The following is a 17,846-nucleotide window of genomic DNA, read 5'->3' as shown; positions in this document are numbered from 1 at the left end:
ATGCAACAGGAGACCATTTACTCTCTCAAAGATGTTTGCAAAACGTATCAGCCGGAAGGAATCTTAGCCCTCAATCACATTCACTTTGAGATTTACAGGGAAGAGATTTTTGGACTAGTAGGGGAGAGTGGTTCCGGAAAATCAACCTGTGCCCGTGTTGTTTCTCAACTAGAGGAAGTCGATTCAGGACAGTGTCTCTTCGAAGGGAGAGATATTTCTAATCTATCAGATGAAGAAATGTTTTCTCTTCGTCGAGAAATCCAGTTTGTTTTTCAAGACCCTTGTGCTGCACTTAATCCAATGCACAGAATCTTAGAAACTCTGATAGAGCCTTTGCAGTTACATGCTGACTATCTTCGCCTTAATGCATCACCTATGGAACAAATCTCCGAGCTCTTAGAAAAAGTCGGATTGTGTTCCAATGTTCTTTCACGTTTTCCCCACCAGTTTAGTGGGGGGCAGAAGCATCGTATTGGCTTGGCGAGGGCCCTTGTCCTTGAGCCTCGGCTATTGGTGTGCGATGAGCCTCTCTCTGCCTTGGACATCTCTATTCAAGCACAAATTGTCAATCTCCTTCTCGATCTTAGGGATAATTTTTCCTTAACTATTTTGATAGTAGCTCATGATCTTCTGATGATGCGTTACATGTGTGATCGTTTAGGAGTGATGTATGGTGGTACATTAGTAGAAGTTGGACCTGTTCACACAGTATACGACAACCCTCAACATCCCTATACACAACTCTTAATTGATGCGATTCCTATTCCAAACCCGGAAAAACAAAGGAAAAGAGTGCCCAAGATTGTTGTCCCAAAATACAGCTTAGAAAAAGGAAATAAAGAGACCGGCTGCCCCTTTGCTCTAAGGTGCCCCTTTGCTATGGATGTTTGCTTTGCAGTCCGTCCTACCATGACTTCTCTTGCAGATGGGAGATCTGTTGCGTGCCATCTCTTTCCTTCTTCCGGATCATGAGGATCTCATTTGTCACAAAACGCCTCCCTTGTTTATCATCCGCCAAGCGGTATGCTGCCTTAGCTCAATTTGGCAGAGCACTCGACTTGTAATCGAGCGGTTGAGGGTTCAAGTCCCTCAGGCAGCAAGTCTCATTCATGGGGGTGTCGCATAGCGGCAATTGCAGAAGACTGTAAATCTTCCGCCTTCGGGCTTCGTCAGTTCGAGTCTGACCGCCCCCAGAGCCCCTTATCTTCTCTATGGAAGAGGAGAGTAGCGAAAATTGTTACAAAAACGCTTCTGAGGAAGTTTTCAGGAAAGGCCTCACCGAACCAGACTTTAGTATAAAAAGCTGCAAAAAGGGGAGTGAACTGGCCCAAGAGGGCTAGAAAGGTTGGTGAGCTGTGTTGGAGAGCCGCGGAATAGAGAGTGTAGAAAACAAAATTCGAAAAAAATAGGGAAGAAGCTAAAGCCACGAAAATCGCCTTAGGGTGCTCTATCTTCGTCGAAACGCCTAAAAATCCGCATAAAGCCCAAGATAACAGACCAGCAGTGAACATCATAGCTGCATTTAAAAAATGAGGGCAATGTCCTTCCTTAAGAAGTTTTTTGAAATAAATCCACCCTGCTGCTCCTGATAGAACTGCTAAAAACATGACGATCTCCGGAAAGGAGAAGCTGTTGCTTGCTCCAAGTGCAAACAGGCTATTAGTGCATGCAATTGCAATACATCCCCATTGTATGAGGGAAAGACGAGTTCTTCTGCAAAGCAAAAGAGCGGTAAGAAAAGGTGTTAAGTTGTAGAGCAATTGCGTCATGGGAATTGAAACGTATTGTAATGCCCAAATTTCGCAATTTAAGGGGAAGAAGGCTTGTAAAAAAGCTAGAAAGATAATTTTTCTTCTTTCTAAGCAAGTAAGAGAAGTGACTTTTTTACAAGATTGAAAAAGAAGCAGACACGTTCCAGCAATAGATAACCTTAAGGCGACAAACAAAAAAGGGGAAATACTTGCCTCTAAAGCTGTACGAGAAAACAATGCGCTCGATGCGATGGCAGCGTAAGCCAGCAATACTTGGACAAATTGAGAAAAGGAAGGCCTCATTTCTTTGACGATCTCTCAAATGGAATGGTTTTTAGGTCCTCCGCAAGAAGTGTGTTGGGAAAGATCTCCCTGGCTTCTTCTAAAAAAGGGAAAGTATCAGGATAACGTCCCGAAAAATGAGTCAAGACAAGCTGACGAACTCCAGCTTGTTTTGCTATAGAAGCAGCATCTTTTGCGGTCATGTGTAGATTTTGCGTAGCAAGGTGTCTTTCGGACTCAAGATAAGTGCTTTCGCACAAAAAGAGCTGAGCGCCTTGTGCAGTACAAAGAGCTTGCTCACAGGGTAAGGTATCCGTGACGTAGGCGAAAACATCACCCTTTTGCATCGTGCTGACTTGATCAAGGCAAACCATTCCTTGTGATGTTTCTACACAACCTTTCGTGATCAGTTCTCTTACAGCCGGTCCACGAATAGCATGATGCTCGAGAAGCGCACGATCAAACCTCCTCTTTTCCTTCTCTGTGATCCTCCATCCAAGTGTTTCGATAGCGTGTACCAAAGGAAAAGCTTCAAGAATGAAATCTCCATCTTCTACAACGTCCCCCTCTATAATAGGATGAGGGACGACTTTGATTCTTTCATGATATGACGTCCCAAAGCGTAGACGATTGAAATAGCGCTGTCCTGATGCCGGAAAGTAGCAGTGCACCGTATGCTTGACTTGATCAAGATTCAACCGCATAAGCATAGAACCTAACCCCAAGCAATGATCACCGTGAAAATGACTAATCAAGATTTTCGTTGTTGTAGTAGGTGCTATATTTGCAAATATAAATTGCCTTTGAGTCCCTTCCCCCGGATCCAAAAGAAAACCTTCTTCGTTCCATCTTAAAAGATATCCAGGATGGCTTCGAAATCGCGTAGGTTGTTGGCTAGAACAACCAAAAATTGTCAGGTCTCGTACGCTCATGAAGTCGTGTAGTTACTCTCTTAATTCAATCTTTCTCAAGCAAAAGGGGCTCTTTTCTTGCGCTGCGTTTTCTCTTCATTTGTGTGTCCTGAAAAAGCCTCTGCTCGTCCTTTTTCAAAGGGGGCATAATCGAACGCAATGCGAAAAACTTCGTCGTAAACAGAAACAAAATGCAATGTGAGCCCACGTTTGAGAAGGGTAGGAAGCTCCTCAACGTCTTGCTTGTTAAGCGCAGGCAAAATAATATGCTTAAGCTGAGCCCTTTTGGCAGCAGCTACTTTCTCCCTTATCCCTCCTACAGGTAAAACGTGACCGTTTAAAGTCAGCTCTCCTGTCATAGAGAGACCAGGCTTAATCTTCTTTTGTAGAAGTTGAGAAAGAAGTGCAGAAACCATTGTGATACCTGCAGAAGGACCGTCTTTAGGAGTTGCACCTTCCGGAAGGTGTATATGCACTTCTTTTTTAAAGAAAAACTTAGAGCCCGTATGCTGCTTTAAAAGCCAACTCTGACAGAAGCTCCAAGCGATTTCTGCCGACTCTTTCATGACGGACCCAGCTTGTCCAGTTAAACGCATAGCAGTACGAGAGGCAGAAACTGTCAAAGTTTCTACACACAATGGGGTCCCTCCTAAAGCCGTCCAAGCTAAACCAACAGCAACTCCTATGGGAGGAGACTGTACAAGGGGATCCTCTTGGAACCGAGGTATACCCAAAAGCTTCCGAACAGATGCCTCAGTGACCTCCTTCTGACCAAATTCCTTTTTAGGAGCCGTATTGACGTGCTCCGTCACTAATTTGCGACAAATCTTTTTAATTTGTCCTTCAAAATTACGCACACCGGCTTCGCGAGCATAGCCAGAAACAATAGTTTTAAGGATTGGAACAGGGAATAGAATGGAACCAGGATTAAGGCCCACTTCTTCTAAAGAATTTGGTATCAGATGCTTTTGCGCAATTTGAATCTTCTCCTCCGTGATATAGCCGGACAGATGAATGACTTCAAAGCGATCCCGAAGAGCGTCTGGCACATGATCTAGAAGATTGGCAGACAAAACGAAAAAAACACGGCTCAAATCACAAGGAAGATCCAAATAATGGTCAAGGAATTGCCCATTTTGTTCTCGATCAAAAACCTCTAAAAGAGCTGATGCAGGGTCTCCGAGTTGCCCACTCATAATTTTGTCAATTTCATCAACAAGAATAACGGGATTCATAGACTGGCATGCCTTCAAAGCTTGAACAAACTTACCAGGCATTGATCCAATATAAGTCTTCCGATGGCCCTTGACTTCCGCTTCATCTCGCATACCACCAACAGAAAATTTAAAAAATTTTCTTCCTAAAGCTGTAGCAATGGATTTCGCTATTGTTGTCTTCCCCACTCCAGGAGGTCCAACTAGACACAGGGCAGTGCCTTTCATTTTGCCTACCATGTTGGATACAGCAACAATTTCACAAATTCTTTCCTTGACTTCTTCAACTCCCCAATGTTCTCTATTGAGAATTTGTTTTGTTTTCTTAATGCTTACAAGATGTTCATCATACATTCCCCAAGGAATTGCCGTTAACCAGTCAAGATAATTACGACAGACACCGTAATCGGGACTGTGGCTTTCCAAGCTGGCTAAACGGTGCATCTCTTCCCGCATCACACTTAAGACCTCTTGAGGAACAACCTTGCCCTGCAAACGGCTCTCGAATTTAGATATTTCGGAGTGACGATCATCACTGTCTATCCCTAATTCTTTTTTAATTGTCTTAAGCTGTTCTTTCAGAACATACTCCTTTTGAATTCTACCCAAGGCAGACTCTACCTGCTGATCAATTTCGTACTGAATCTTGCTGAGATCGTGCTCCTTCTTGACCAAGAAAAGTGTTTTTTTTAGGCGTTCTTCTAGAAGTAGGCACTCGACAAGATCTTGTAGCTCTTCTGGTTGAGCTGTTGTCAAAGATGCGATCATATCTCCTAGAGCAGCCGGTTGGTTAGGATCTGCGTGTTCTAGGAAGACACGCATCTCGTCTTTGAAAAGGGGACTAAGTGCAATCAGCTCCTTTACAGCCTTAAGTATACTGTTGGCATACGCTTTTAACCTGTTAGCAGAGACTTTGACTTCATCCTGGAGATACTCAACCTCTGCCCAGAAGTGGTCTTTTTCTTGTTTGATCGCAAGCACACGAAAACGCTTCTCTAGATCGACAATCGCCTGAAATCCACCGTGTTCTGCTGGCAATATCTTGGAAACACGTCCCGCTACGCCGACCTGGTACAACTGATCGGAGGAACATTCTGCACTAGACCCCTTGGAAAGAAGGACACCAACTGTACGCAAATCCGAACAAGCAATCTTCTTGATCGTTTCGTACTGCACACCTGATTCGATAGAGATAGGCAAAGCAATCCCAGGGAAATAGGGCCTCTTGAAAACGGGCAGAATCAAAAGTTCCTTCGGGAAAACAACGCTAGGTCGTCCTATATCTTGTGTCGGTTCATCCTCGGGGCTCGCTTCTTCAACGAGGGACTGTCGATCTTTCTTCTGTTTTGATCTCTCAGTGGACATTTCATCTCTCTGGTAGGAGGTACGCTTCCTTTCAAGCTAAGGAACAAAAATATAAGCATCGGAACCCACCAGGATAGGAGATCTTGCATTCAGAATGCAAATCCAAGGAAATTACCCTATCGAAGTGGGCTTCATCTCTGAGGCTTGCAGGGTATCTTCCTTCTGTGACATCCCATTAAAAACTTCCCACTTTGCCTTTCCACGAACAGGTTCACAAATCACCTGATTGGGGGTTTGGATAATGAGGAAAAGTTCTTCTTCAACCTCAATCAGGTAAGTACAAATTTTATGCCCGATATTGGTCCTATTTAAAACAAAAATTTTTCTAGATGATCCCTCCCGAATAGGACAGGTCCATCTCATAAGAAAATATTGCAAGAGAACACACAAGCAAATGATCGCAATTCCAATGCCACCAATCCACAAGGAGAGAGGATCCCCTTGTTGACGAAACTGGCCTATGTTGTTGCCTATTTCCTCACAAAAACAGGAAAGGGAAGGGAAGGTGAACATGAAGAGAGAAAAAAGAAACTGATACATGGTCTTGACCCGAGACGCTAAGGCTTCAGCAAGGAATGTAATCTGTTTCGAGCTTGAAGGGAAGCGGATTAAAAAGTTAAAATCCGACCCGGAAGTTGGCGTTCGCAATTCTCTGCTGGGTGATCCGCATGCAAGATCAAGGTGAAACTTTTCTGGGAAAGAAGCTGCATGTTTTAGACCATGGCTTTGTAAGGCTTGTCGATTACATGGGCTCTGATTCAACTGTGGCCCACTATGCTTCTTTGGGTAGAGCGCATACCACTACCCTCTCGGAAGAGGAGAGCATCAAAGAATGTTTCCGGCTAAACCAGCTATTTCCCTTCGAGCAGAGTTGTCTCGTTTTCCAAATTCGTTTGCCGATTTACGTTATGGGACAGCTTGTTCGTCATCGAACAGCAAAACTTAACTCCTTTTCCGCTCGTTATGCCAAAGTTGAAGACTACTTTCATGAACCTAAAGCGGAAGAATTGAGAATGCAAAGTTCTTCGAACAAACAGGTGGGAACTGATCTGTTGAATACGGAAATAGCAGAAACCTGCTCCCAGTCTATTCATAAGCTATCTAGATGGGGATACCAGGAGTACCTGTCTTTGCTCGATAGAGGAGTTTGTAGAGAACAAGCTCGAACAATTTTGCCGCAAAACATGTACACAACAATCTTTTGGAAAATAGATTTGAGAAATTTGTTTCACTTTTTACGTCTGAGATTGCATACAGATGCTCAAAAGGAAATTCGCCTTTATGCCGAGAAAATTGGCTTCGTTCTTTCACAACTTTTTCCTCTCTGTTGGAAGCATTTCCACGAAGTATATCTTTCCAGAATCTCTTTAAGCTGTTCAGAGCTTGCATTGCTCAAGCGTCTTAATGTTTCATTCTAGGATATGTCCATGTCTCACTACAGCAACAGACCAAGGTCATCCCGAGCAGATGAGATGCTGGGAAAAATATTTCCAGTCTTGTCAGGGCAAGGCCATTTAATCCTTGCAGATTACCTCGGTTCAGATGCCAGTGTTGCAAGAGGAGCGCGCTGTTCTTACGGGGATTCCAATAAGAGCTTTCATGAAGATGCAAGACTGATTCGTTTCCTTATGCGGCATGCTCATACTTCTCCTTTTGAACAAGTCTCTTTTCTCTTTCATTTACGTTTGCCCTTTTTTCTTTCGCAGCAATTTTCACGTTGTCGAGCAGCCAAAAGCCAGCTCGTTTGGCCTAAAGGAGAGTTGGAATTTTGGCTTCCAAAGCAAATGGAAGAATCCCTCTATACTTTTTATGAGGAAGCAAGAACTGTGATAAAAATGGCAAAAGAGAGAGGTGGCTCTCTGGAAACATGTCTTGCTTTTGCTCCAGGAACCTTCATAGTCGACCTTGTCTGGCAAATCGACTTGCACAACCTTTGCTACTTTATTCGTTCTAGACGAGAAGGAGCATCTCCAGAAATGAAAGAGTTTTTACAAGAATTGACGTGTTGTTTGGAAGCCGTTGCTCCCTGCTCCTTCTCTGCCTTCACAGATTACATCATCAAGGGAAGGTTACTGCACCAGAAGGAGTCTCAAGAGATATCTCGGAATTTGAGCGCTATTGCCAAAGAACAAATAGAACAAGAGGCACAAGCTATCGGGATGGCTCCAGGAGAGATACAAGAGTTTTTTAAGAAATTTTTGATCTAAAGGACTTTTGTAGAGATCACCGAATCCGTCTCTTTTGCAAGGAATTGGATAATGTTCTCTAGCCTTGAGTTCCTCCTTCTCTCTTCCATTCGCAGATCTTTTCCTTCTCCTGTGGGGGCTTTTTTTTCTTCAGCCGGAGGAGCGTCGAGGTCCTCCTCTTCTCCGAGGTTTTGTAAAACTTGAAGAACGTCAGAAAGTTCGACGTAGTTTCGCATATCTGCAATTTCCAGCAGTAGAGACTTAAAAACAATTTGCGGGGAGAAGTCCAAAATGGGAATGGATTCCTTTATTTTGGCTAAAAGGTGTACGATCTGTTTCCGATTGAAACGGGAATTAAGTTCAACAAAGCGAGTGATCTGAGTTTCAGACAGGTTTTGAATAAAAGAATGATTCTGCAAAGAAAGAACCATAAGATGATTTTGATAATGCTTTGCCATATAGCGAAGAAGAACATATCCGTCTTGGCTTTGTTGAAAAAGTTTGTCACCCGTAGCAAGCACTCCCCCTATATCTTCCTTCAAAAGAGCCTCATCTAGGTCAAGGAGAAGAGTTTGATTGGGTATCCCCAATACGGAAGAAACCTGATCTATAGACAGGTGTCCGTCCGAAAAAGCTAACAGTTGCTCCAGAATAGATTCGGCATCTCGCAGACTCCCTTCTGCACGCTCTGCAATAAGAAAAGGGACGGAAGCGTCGTAAGAGCAAGTGCCCTCTTTCTCAAGTAAAAGGGCTAACTTACGAACCATCACATCATTAGGGATCCTTCTTAGATCGAGCTGCAGGCAACGGCTCTTAATTGTAGAGGGAACTTTTTGGGGATCCGTTGTAGCTAAAACAAAAACAACATGTCGTGGAGGCTCTTCCAAAGTCTTCAGCAGTGCATTGAAAGCTTCTTTCGTTAACATGTGAACTTCATCCACGATGTAAACACGAAAGCCTCCGCCATCAGGAGTATATTGACATGTCTCAATGAGAGCGCGCATGTCATCAATCCCCCTGTGCGAAGCGCCATCTATTTCAATAACTTGCAAACTGAAACCTTGTTGAATGTCACAGCAAGAATCGCAGGAATTGCAAGGTTCTCCGTCCGATCCTATTCCTTGGCAATTGAGTGCTTTAGCAAAAATTCTAGCCAAGGATGTTTTTCCAGACCCTCTAGAACCAGATAACAAGTAAGCAGGAGCCACTCTGGCTTGTTGCACTGTCTTTCTCAAAATCTCGGCAGAGATATCTTGCCCTAAAACATCGCGAAACAGTATCGGTCTCCATCTTCTGCTCAGACCCATTTTGCTTTTACTTTTCTTTTTTGAAAAACAGCTCATTCTTGCAACCAAAGGTTCCTAGAGAGAAGAAGGCTTCATCGGCATCTCATCTGCTCCCTCAATTTTGGGGGGCGAGTAGGATCCCTTTATAACAGGTTTTAGAAAGAGATACATCACCTGGAAACAATTCGCATACGTCGTTTTTTATGGCAAAGAGGCCACCAATAGGAGAGGGCGACTATTACAATTTTTATGTATAATACGAAGAGCTAAAATATGCAAAATACGTTTTCCTTACGATTCTTGTCCGTTTGCAAGACGGAACTTGTTCTCTTAGGACGCTAGATCGTTATAGAATAAATTTTGGGAGAGCCGGCCTGCCTAGAGAGTATTTCTTCTTCAAGTCTTCCCAGTATTGGCGTTACGGTTCCTGGTATTTTGGCTTCATACTAGGGTGCTCGGTCCTTGTTTGCTCTTGTTTGCTATACCAAGGTAGCGGCTCCGTTTTTCACAGGCAATTCACGGACTTACACGTTGGCACACTTTCCCCCTATTACGTTGTGGCTCAAGTTGACTTCGTTCATTTGAACGAAGAGGAAACATGGTTAGCAAGGCAGGAGTTCTTTTCTGAACTTGACCCCGTTCTCGCTGTCAAGAATTCCGATGCAGCTTTGCGGGAATTTGAAACCCTTTTTGGACTTGACAGAAACGCGTTTGGACGGGAGCAGATAGAGTATCGAAAACTCGATTTCATGGCTAGATTTGTTACGGAAGAACTTTGTTGTTTTTTCTTTACATCCCCGTCAACTGCAACGTTCATCTCTGAAAATATGGAAGTCAATCGAGAAATCATTGCGATCCACCTCAAGGGCAAAGATTCTGTTCGAATTCCTGAATTTATCTGGAAACGTCTCCTTAAACGCATCAGTACCTTTAGATGTCCGCAAACAGCAAAGCAAGTCCTAGATTTCTTTAGAGGCTATCCCTGGGATTTTGGTATTGATGCAGGCTTTGATCAAAGAATTCGAGATTGCATTGCGCAAGTCATCCCTAATCGATACACCCAAACAAGAGCGGGAACCTTATTGCTCTCCAAAGGTGAAATCGTAAAAAATAAGCACCTACGGCTCATTGAAGCAATGAGCAACACCCTTCTTTCCCGTTCTAATCGACTAGACCTCGGACATATCTTCGGTCTTCTTGCTTTGGCTGGAAGTCTTCTTGGGGCTCTTTACGTCTACCTTTTTAGGACAGATTCCCAGGTGTCTCATTCCAGCAAGCGCCTCAGCCTTCTTTTGACTATTATCTGCGTACATCTTCTTTTTTCTTGCGCACTGCACCGGGCCCTACTTGTTTCTTTACCTCATTCTCTAAACTTTGTCGGCCGGGCACCACCCTTTGCTTTTTTATTAGCTTGGCTTTTAGCCGAATGGTATTCGCTTCATGCCTCATGTGCGATTGGTTTTTTTTGCAACGCCGTTCTTGTATTCGCCTTGCCTGTTGACCCAGTTAAATTTATTTTAATCAATACTGTCATTTTGATTGCTGTTCTTTGTTATGGAGAAAGAGGTGACAAGAAGAAGGATCTTCTGTCAGCTCTTTTTTGTTCTTGGCTATTTGCAGCTTTGATCCTTATAGGATTTAGTTTAATCGATCGCAAATGCACCTATGAGTCATTTTGCCTTGAATTGTCCGTATTCTCTATTTTTGTCATTCTCCTAATCTCCTGTGCTGTTGTTGTATTCAATCCAATTTTGGAAAGCCTTTTTTCTGTCGCTTCAAGGGCTGCCTTAGAAGGATATCTCGACCCAAGCAATCCTCTCTTACAAATGCTAAGTATTGAGGCTCCGGGTACATATAAACACTCCCTTTTTGTGTCTTATTTCTCAGAACAAGCGGCGCTCTGCATTGGTGCTAATGCACTTCTTTGCAAGGTGGCTGGTCTATATCACGATGTTGGCAAAATTTTATCCCCTATGTACTTCACAGAAAACCAACAAGGCCTAAACATTCATGAAGTGTTTCCAGCTGAAGAATCTGCTAAAATAATCATCGGACACGTAGCCGAAGGGGTTAGGATTGCTCAGAAATATGAGCTACCAGAGACTGTCGTTGACATTATTCGGGAACACCACGGAACAGGATTAGTCTACTACTTCTATTGCAAAGCCAAAACGATTGAGGGCATGAAAGGGACCCCAGAAGAAGCTTTCCGTTATCTAGGACCTAAGCCAGCCTCAAAAGAGGCTGCTCTTGTCATGATATCAGATTGCTTCGAAGCTGCCTCTCGATCCCTGGACGAAGTATCAGAAGAAAGAGCTAACTCACTCATCGATTCTATCATCTTCAACTTAATCCGAGACCACCAACTGGAGGAATGCCCTATTGGACTCCGAGAACTTCAACTCATTAAGAAAGCTTTGGTCAAAGCTTTTCTCGCATCTACGCACTCCCGTATCAAGTACCCCAAGCGGGAATAACCTCTTGAATCAAACCTCCCCCTAAACACTGCTCCCCATCGTAGAAAACGGCGGACTGTCCCGGTGTTACAGCACGTTGAGGAGAATCGAGTTGGACCTCCACTATTTCCTCTGAAATCAAGTGGAGCGCGCAAGACTGTTCTTGAGAGCGATAGCGGATTTTGACACAACACCGAAAAGGAAAATCCCTTGGTTCATCAAGCCAATTCAGATCACGAATTAAAAAACGATTTGCAAAAAGCCAAGGATGGTCTTGCCCTTGAGCAATCCATAGGGTGTTGGTAGCAAGATCTTTTCGAACGACAAACCAAGGAGGTCCTTTTCCACCAATACGGAGGCCTTTTCTTTGTCCAATAGTAAAAAAATGCAAACCACGATGCTCTCCTAAAGGTCTTCCTTCCGTGGAAAGAATGGCCCCTTGCTTAGGGGGGATGTAACGTGAAATGAACTCATTGAACTTTTTATTTTCAACGAAGCAAATCCCAACGCTATCCTTCTTGTTGTAATTAGGTAGGCAATATTTTTTGGCTAAAAACCTTACCTCCTCTTTTCGTAAAGCTCCAATAGGGAAGCGAACCCTTTTCAGGGAAGAAGCAGTTATAGCATGCAAAAAATAACTTTGATCCTTGTTCCTGTCCAAGCCTTTAAACAAGAGAGGAGTCCCAGAGACAGATCGTTTCAATCTACAATAATGGCCAGTTGCCAAAAACTGCCCTCCCATAGCAAGGGCCTTATCCAAAAGAAGACGAAATTTAATATGCTGGTTACACGCGATGTCAGGGTTAGGTGTTAAACCAGAACGTAGAGAATGCAAAAAACGATCAAAAACAAGGTTCGAAAATTCTTTTTTGAGATCCACAGCGTAGTAAGGAATGGAAATCGAATCGCACACAGCAACCACATCTTCTAAGTCCCTTTTCGCCTGGCAACCGATAAACTCATCCTCCCAGCCGGATACGAAGAGCCCTATGACGTCGTACCCCATCTCCTTGAGAAGGAGTGCGGACAAGGAAGAGTCAACACCTCCCGACATCGCGACGAAAACGCGTTCCATTTTACTTTTGCTTCGAGTCCGATTGATTATGTAAATGAATTTTCACTTTTTCAACACTTCGCTCGTTGCTAGAAAGAATTTCAATATCAAATGTATCATGGTGAATGCGAAAGCCGGACTCAGGAATGCCCCCAGTAACAAAAAAAACGTACCCGTTAAGGCTCTCGTAGTCACTGTGCCTAGGTATAACAATGTCTAGTTGTTCTTCTACGAGATAAAGGCTTGTCTTTGCATCCGTGCAGTAACTTCCGTCTGAACAAAAAACAATTTCTTCCTCTTCCTCTTCATCATACTCATCACTGATATCACCAACAAGTTCTTCTAAAACGTCTTCGATTGTGATCACACCTGATGTTCCTCCATACTCATCTACGACAATAGCTAAGTGAGCTTGACGAATCCGAAATTCCTGAAGCATTCTCCCTAGAGAGAGAGTTTCGGGAATAAAAAAAGGCTTCTTCCCTAGTGAGGAGACTGGTGCTTGAAGAATGGCAGGGTCTTTTCTTGAAGCAAAAAACGCGTCAAATAAATCTCTAGACATCAAGATCCCAATAATTCGATCCATGGAATCTTGGTAAATCGGTGTTCGCGTATAGCCCTCCTCTGTCCACCAGGATAAGGCGTCTGAAATAGAAGTCTGTCCGGAAATAGCAACGACTTTGACTCGAGGCACCATAATCTCACGGACAATACGATCTTGGTATCTTAGAACACCACGCAGTAAAGTCCTACTCGTTAAATCGTCCAGACCTGTCTCATTCACGTCGTGAATAACGTCCCGCATTTTGTCACGAAAATCTTCTAAACGATCACCAGAAGAATGTGTCTTTCTTAAAAAAAGCCAGGTTAAAAAGACACTGACTGGGGAGAGAACCGAAAGAATGAGAGAAGAAAAAAAAGCAAAATATTGTCGTATACGCAGAGAACTGGCCCCAGCAATCCATCTCGGCAAAATCTCCCAAAACGTCTCTAGAAAGAGGATATAAAGAACAATGTAGAAGAAACAAAGCCACACAGGTTCTTTGGGAATGCAATACATTCCAACAGACAAGTTGCACAGATGTCGTAAAATTTGAGATGAAACAAGAAGGTTAAACCTCAAGGGAAGAACCTGACTACCAAAAGCCCTAGTCAAAAGATGCTTATAAAAGAAAAAACAGCCCAAACTTGCCAAATTTGACTTAACTTTGTAACGGTACATTCTTGCCAAGTCTAAGCCAAGAGCCGAAACAACAAAGCAAGACAAGGCCAGGATCAAAACGCCTATGGTGAGCTTGATGGACAGCAAAAAAAACCTACCTGGCTAGATGCGCAGCAAAGAAAAACTTTCTGAAAGAGTTTCTACCCTGACCTTAGGCTTCAAGGTTAGATTTTGCTCTAGCAAGATGGAAACAATCTTTTCTTGTTTCAATAGCATCGCATCCCTTCCTTTAGAAGATTGATCTTCGAACCCAGATAAATGCAAAAGTCCATGCACGAGATACAAGAGCACTTCTTCATAAGGATCCTTACCTTTCTCTTGAGCATAATCGACCGCAGTTCTGGGGCAGATAAAAATTTCTCCCAGTAAGGAACAGCGAAAAGGGGGAGAACAATGATCATGCAAGGGAAAGGAGATACAATCCGTTGGAAAAGGGTCGCCAAAGAACTGGGCATGTAACTGACAGATAGACTCTATATCAGCAAAGTAAAGGGTAACGGAAGACGCGGAAACCCTCACTTCTCTTAGAACACGCTTGACTAGAGTAGGCAAGTCTCTAAAACAGAGAACGAGGTCCCTTTGGGAATTTTCCACGGTAACAAGAAGCATAAAGGCAAAACGCTGCTTAATCGATTGAAACCAACGGTGTCTTGGGTAAACCAGTAACAGTTTTATTTATTTTATCGTCCCATCTACCTAATTTTCTCAACACAGCGACTCTCTCCCACCTTGTAAGGACACTTCTCTTCTGTGAAGAGCGACCCTTTCTTCCGTAACTACGGTGCTTAGACACAACAACCCTCCTAAAAACATCTCGAAATTTTCCCGACAAACACAAGCGGGCTCAAATCACTTGGAACAGCACTAACTACAACCCGAAAGGAAAGCCCTTTAGGTTGATTCTTTGTTCCTTCCATCTCAGTCAATCGCGGCTTCCTTCTCCTGGGCGAAAAGGAACGGTTTCTCATTTTCTTACTCTTTCTGGTCATTGACTTGATCTGTCCTAAACAATCCTAAATCTCGGGGGTCCAGCATATCGAGATCGGAAATAAAATGGTGTACATTGTTTTCTCTATTCCTCTGCTTCTTTTTCTTCCTCTTCTCGAAAAATTCTTTTTAGTTTCTTTAGGCGCTTAAACTTCTTTTTCTTGCCTGTGTTCTTCTCCAGAAGATTTAGGGGAACAAAAAAAGAAATTTGTGGAATAGGCTCCTTTAGGTGAGTAAAAGCAGTCTCCTTTTTCTTTTTGCACCTTGTTTTTCTGGTGTCTTTCCATTCTTTTCGATCTTCTACATGTCTTAGTTGGTAAATGGAGCGCAGAAAGAGAGGCTTTGGTTTTTTTTGAGAAAGCAAAGGGATCCTGTGTGAAATCTGACCGCTGACTTTCTTCATTAAGCTCGTCTTTTCTGAGAAAGGGACAATCTGACAAGGGACTTGTACAAAAAAGCAAGCTCTTTTGAAGAACGCAACAGCCCTTCGACTTGTTCTGACAAGTTGTTCGCGCTCTTTCCAAAAATCAATGTGATCTTGTTCTCCTCGTTCTTGTGCCAGGAGTCGTTTGATTTCTAAATCGGAAGAGTATCTTCTCCCTTCTTCAGGGCAATACCCTCGTGAAGGAGCAGGAACGGTGGATAAACCCTCGCTTCGTGCACAGGCCACTGTATCGAAACGTGCCCAATGGTACATGAGGAGGAGAGATTCTACCCCTGAAGGGGAAACGAGGTCTATAAGGTGCCTCATTCCTTGAATGAAAATTATGTAATGTTCATTTTTCGTAGAAGATGAATCTAGTTCTTTGGATAAGTTCATGTTTTGGAAGATGATGTTGGGACGATAAATGAGGTATATAAAGTGTTAAATTCGCGAATGAAGTGAATGAGTAGAGAGCTCTTTTATGATGAAGATCAAGCATTCTAAGGCGTGCTTATGGAAATGATCCGAACAAAGAGACAAAGCAGTCTTGAGCAGCTGTCCGATTTTTTTTCGAGTTGGCAATCCTCTGTTCAGGAGACAGTACGCCAAATGACTCTCTTCGTACTTGTAACAGAAAACAGCGAAGAAGTTTCTTTTCTTCTCAGAAAGATGCGGTTAGCAGGTCGGATCAAGAAAGTAGACTCGATCAAAGACCTACTTGAACAAGTCGAGGAAATGTCACATCTGTTTTTTGCGTCTTCTCTGAAAACAGTGGCCTATTCCCTTGACCTCAAAAATTGTTCAGACGTCGAGATAGCTTTTGTAAAAGAAGCAATTAGAATAGTGGAGGTTTCGTCCTCTGCCCAAGTTGTTGTGAGCTCACCCAAGCCTTTTAAGGAGCAAATTTTTGGCCAAGTAAGATGTCTGGACTGGAGCAATCCACAGCCCCAAAGAGTGCAAGATCGCTATTTAGGTCTGGCCTGTTTTTTAGCCAAACAACAGGGGATAGAACTAGACTTGGAACAAGCCGAAGCTCTGGCTTGTTCGTGCAAAAATAATCCTTATGCCTTGGAGAACGAGTTGATCAAACTGTCCTTGGGTTGGCCGAAAGAGTGGCTTCCCTCCCTTTACGGATCTGAAAGCGTTTGGGATTTCTTGAGGAAGATAGAGAAAAGGGAGTGGAGAAATGCCCTAGAACTCATCCATCTCATGGACGGTCACCCAGAAACAGCTGTCCGATGGATGGTCGCTTTAAGGAGTCATTTAAGCAAGTTATTGGCTCTACAACTTTCAGGAGGGTCTCCGAATGAGCCGCATGCTTGGAATGAGAAAAGACGCCAAGCTCTTCGCTTTTCACTTAGAAAAATTGGTAAAAACAACCTAATGGCAATGATCTGCTCCTTGGGAGCAGCAGAAACTGCCGTTCGCCTAGGAGAGGCTTCACCAAAGGAAGCTTTACAGGCTTGGGCCCTAAGCCTAGTCGAACTCTAAGCGTTTTGGGGTGACAATATCCATTTTATTTTATTTTTGACTTGTTTGATCTGTTAAGATCAATTTTTTGGGCTTCCTTTTATGGTGGTACCATGTCGGCTAGGCATCCCATTCTTCGTGTAGAGGCCTCTCTACTCAATGCGCCCCTGAATAATCTGAAAAAACTCTGCTGTAGTCTCGAAAAGGATGGGGTCGATGGATTACATTTGGACATCATGGATGGCCATTTCGTAGCTAATTTGTCCTTCTCTTTCGGCCCTAGCTTCATTGAGCAAGTACGCTCCTTTTCCAAATTGCCACTTCACATCCATCTTATGACATGCCAGCCTCAAAAATATTTTCCCTGTTTTATCCAGGCTGGGGCTACCGCGCTCTCTTTTCATTATGAAACTGCATTGGAGGAAGCCCCCCAACTTATTGACTCCTTGAAGGCGAAAGGGGTCGAAGTAGGCATGGCTGTGTCCCCTGAGACGAGTTTGGAAGTTATTAAACCTCTTCTTTCTAGACTTGATCGTGTTTTATTGATGAGCGTGACCCCTGGTTTTGGTGGGCAAAAATTTATGTCCAATGTGCTACCTAAAATTCATCTACTTTCGAACTGGTCCAAGTCTTTGCGCATTCAGGTTGACGGAGGAATACAACTGAAAACAGGACGAATTTGTCTTTCCCAAGGAGCTAATGAATTGGCCATTGGGTCAGCACTTTTCAAAGAAGAAACACCTCGGCATACCTTCCTACACCTTTTAAAAAGGGGAGAACCTAGTTAAAATGAATGTCTTATTCTTTCTTGAATTAGAGAAGATTCTCTATCTGTGCGGAGGCAAAACATGAATCATTCCACTAAGAAAGGCACTTCAACTTTAACCGAAAAAGGATTGGAGTTTCTCTACATTCAAGATGACCACACTTATCTCTTCCTCGACATGAATTCCTTAAATATGATGCCGGTTCCCAGGGATATCATCGATGGAAAAGCCCTCTATCTGAAAGAAGGTGTCGTTGTCAGAGGGCGAGTGTGCGAGGAAGAAATCATTTCCATTGAGTTGCCCCAATTCTTAGAGCTCATGGTCTCAAAAGTGGAAACCTGTGAAGAGGAGCAAAATTTGTCGAATGCCACCTTGGAAACGGGAGCTATCATTAAGGTTCCCCCTTTCATCGAATCGGGAGATATTGTGAAGGTGGATACGCGCTTAGAGGAATACATCCAGCGAATTTAG

The 17,846-nt window shown here is 43.4% G+C and carries 16 protein-coding genes, 2 tRNA genes and 1 pseudogene; 9 read left to right on the top strand and 10 right to left on the bottom strand.

Annotation, left to right across the window (positions count from 1 at the left end; genetic code table 11):
- The 3 genes from HAT2_RS01385 (at position 1) to HAT2_RS01375 (ending at position 1,193) form a co-directional block, all read left to right on the top strand.
- Positions 1 to 972 (top strand): oligopeptide/dipeptide ABC transporter ATP-binding protein, encoded by a 972-nt coding sequence (locus HAT2_RS01385; protein ID WP_114544251.1) that lies wholly within the window; start codon positions 1 to 3, stop codon positions 970 to 972.
- A gap of 53 nt (positions 973 to 1,025) precedes the next feature.
- Positions 1,026 to 1,099 (top strand) — tRNA-Thr (locus HAT2_RS01380).
- Between the two features lie 12 nt (positions 1,100 to 1,111).
- Positions 1,112 to 1,193, top strand: a tRNA-Tyr gene (locus tag HAT2_RS01375).
- On the opposite strand, the gene HAT2_RS01370 is transcribed toward HAT2_RS01375, so the two are convergent.
- The 4 genes and pseudogenes from HAT2_RS01370 to HAT2_RS01355 all read right to left on the bottom strand — a co-directional run bounded on the left by HAT2_RS01370 (position 1,170) and on the right by HAT2_RS01355 (position 6,036).
- Positions 1,170 to 2,054, bottom strand: a complete 885-nt coding sequence (locus HAT2_RS01370) for a DMT family transporter (protein WP_114544250.1) — start codon at positions 2,052 to 2,054, stop codon at positions 1,170 to 1,172. The two genes, HAT2_RS01375 and HAT2_RS01370, sit on opposite strands and share 24 nt — an antisense overlap.
- Entirely contained in the window at positions 2,051 to 2,965 is a 915-nt protein-coding gene (locus tag HAT2_RS01365) for a ribonuclease Z (protein WP_114544249.1), read from the bottom strand. The genes HAT2_RS01370 and HAT2_RS01365 overlap by 4 nt, the downstream gene beginning before the upstream one ends.
- A gap of 131 nt (positions 2,966 to 3,096) precedes the next feature.
- A pseudogene (lon, locus tag HAT2_RS01360) lies at positions 3,097 to 5,523 on the bottom strand (endopeptidase La); the annotation flags it as partial.
- A 111-nt stretch (positions 5,524 to 5,634) separates the two neighbouring features.
- Positions 5,635 to 6,036, bottom strand: coding sequence for a hypothetical protein (locus HAT2_RS01355; protein ID WP_181860294.1), 402 nt, complete (start codon positions 6,034 to 6,036; stop codon positions 5,635 to 5,637).
- Positions 6,037 to 6,191: 155 nt separating this feature from the next.
- Here HAT2_RS01355 and thyX point away from each other — a divergent pair, with 155 nt between their 5' ends.
- Both thyX and HAT2_RS01345 read left to right on the top strand, forming a co-directional pair.
- Positions 6,192 to 6,941: an FAD-dependent thymidylate synthase gene (gene thyX, locus HAT2_RS01350; protein WP_114544246.1), complete on the top strand. Its 750-nt coding sequence runs from the start codon at positions 6,192 to 6,194 to the stop codon at positions 6,939 to 6,941.
- A gap of 9 nt (positions 6,942 to 6,950) precedes the next feature.
- Entirely contained in the window at positions 6,951 to 7,730 is a 780-nt protein-coding gene (locus HAT2_RS01345) for an FAD-dependent thymidylate synthase (RefSeq protein ID WP_220253867.1), read from the top strand.
- Here HAT2_RS01345 and dnaX read toward each other — a convergent pair.
- Positions 7,727 to 9,052 carry a DNA polymerase III subunit gamma/tau gene (gene dnaX, locus HAT2_RS01340; RefSeq protein WP_114544244.1) on the bottom strand — a complete coding sequence of 442 codons (1,326 nt, stop codon included), beginning with the start codon at positions 9,050 to 9,052 and terminating at the stop codon, positions 7,727 to 7,729. The genes HAT2_RS01345 and dnaX overlap by 4 nt on opposite strands.
- 500 nt (positions 9,053 to 9,552) lie before the next feature.
- On the opposite strand from dnaX, the gene HAT2_RS01335 reads away from it, so the two are divergent.
- Positions 9,553 to 11,472 (top strand): HDIG domain-containing metalloprotein, encoded by a 1,920-nt coding sequence (locus tag HAT2_RS01335; RefSeq protein WP_220253866.1) that lies wholly within the window; start codon positions 9,553 to 9,555, stop codon positions 11,470 to 11,472.
- On the opposite strand, the gene mnmA is transcribed toward HAT2_RS01335, so the two are convergent.
- The 5 genes from mnmA to HAT2_RS01310 all read right to left on the bottom strand — a co-directional run bounded on the left by mnmA (position 11,450) and on the right by HAT2_RS01310 (position 15,534).
- Complete coding sequence (gene mnmA / locus HAT2_RS01330; RefSeq protein ID WP_114544242.1) at positions 11,450 to 12,526, bottom strand: tRNA 2-thiouridine(34) synthase MnmA; 1,077 nt, start codon at positions 12,524 to 12,526, stop codon at positions 11,450 to 11,452. The two genes, HAT2_RS01335 and mnmA, sit on opposite strands and share 23 nt — an antisense overlap.
- A 1-nt stretch (position 12,527) precedes the next feature.
- Positions 12,528 to 13,814 carry a hemolysin family protein gene (locus tag HAT2_RS01325; protein WP_147267469.1) on the bottom strand — a complete coding sequence of 429 codons (1,287 nt, stop codon included), beginning with the start codon at positions 13,812 to 13,814 and terminating at the stop codon, positions 12,528 to 12,530.
- A gap of 15 nt (positions 13,815 to 13,829) precedes the next feature.
- Positions 13,830 to 14,336, bottom strand: a complete 507-nt coding sequence (ybeY, locus tag HAT2_RS01320) for an rRNA maturation RNase YbeY (RefSeq protein WP_114544240.1) — start codon at positions 14,334 to 14,336, stop codon at positions 13,830 to 13,832.
- A 16-nt stretch (positions 14,337 to 14,352) separates the two neighbouring features.
- On the bottom strand, positions 14,353 to 14,520 hold the full coding sequence (locus HAT2_RS01315; RefSeq protein ID WP_114544239.1) for a small basic protein: 168 nt from the start codon (positions 14,518 to 14,520) through the stop codon (positions 14,353 to 14,355).
- Positions 14,521 to 14,799: 279 nt separating this feature from the next.
- Complete coding sequence (locus HAT2_RS01310; protein ID WP_114544238.1) at positions 14,800 to 15,534, bottom strand: hypothetical protein; 735 nt, start codon at positions 15,532 to 15,534, stop codon at positions 14,800 to 14,802.
- Between the two features lie 117 nt (positions 15,535 to 15,651).
- On the opposite strand from HAT2_RS01310, the gene HAT2_RS01305 reads away from it, so the two are divergent.
- From HAT2_RS01305 to HAT2_RS01295, 3 genes are all read left to right on the top strand, one after another.
- Positions 15,652 to 16,629: a DNA polymerase III subunit delta gene (locus tag HAT2_RS01305; RefSeq protein ID WP_114544237.1), complete on the top strand. Its 978-nt coding sequence runs from the start codon at positions 15,652 to 15,654 to the stop codon at positions 16,627 to 16,629.
- A gap of 92 nt (positions 16,630 to 16,721) precedes the next feature.
- The gene (locus HAT2_RS01300; RefSeq protein ID WP_147267467.1) at positions 16,722 to 17,396 is read left to right on the top strand and encodes a ribulose-phosphate 3-epimerase; all 675 of its coding nucleotides are present in this window, start codon (positions 16,722 to 16,724) and stop codon (positions 17,394 to 17,396) included.
- Positions 17,397 to 17,456: 60 nt separating this feature from the next.
- A complete protein-coding gene (locus HAT2_RS01295) occupies positions 17,457 to 17,846 on the top strand; it encodes a hypothetical protein (protein ID WP_114544285.1) in 390 nt (129 codons plus the stop codon).

Source organism: Candidatus Similichlamydia laticola (genome assembly GCF_003339615.1).
In the GTDB taxonomy this organism is placed as follows: Bacteria; Chlamydiota; Chlamydiia; order Chlamydiales; family Parilichlamydiaceae; genus Similichlamydia; species Similichlamydia laticola.
This window is presented reverse-complemented; position numbering and strand designations above follow the sequence as displayed.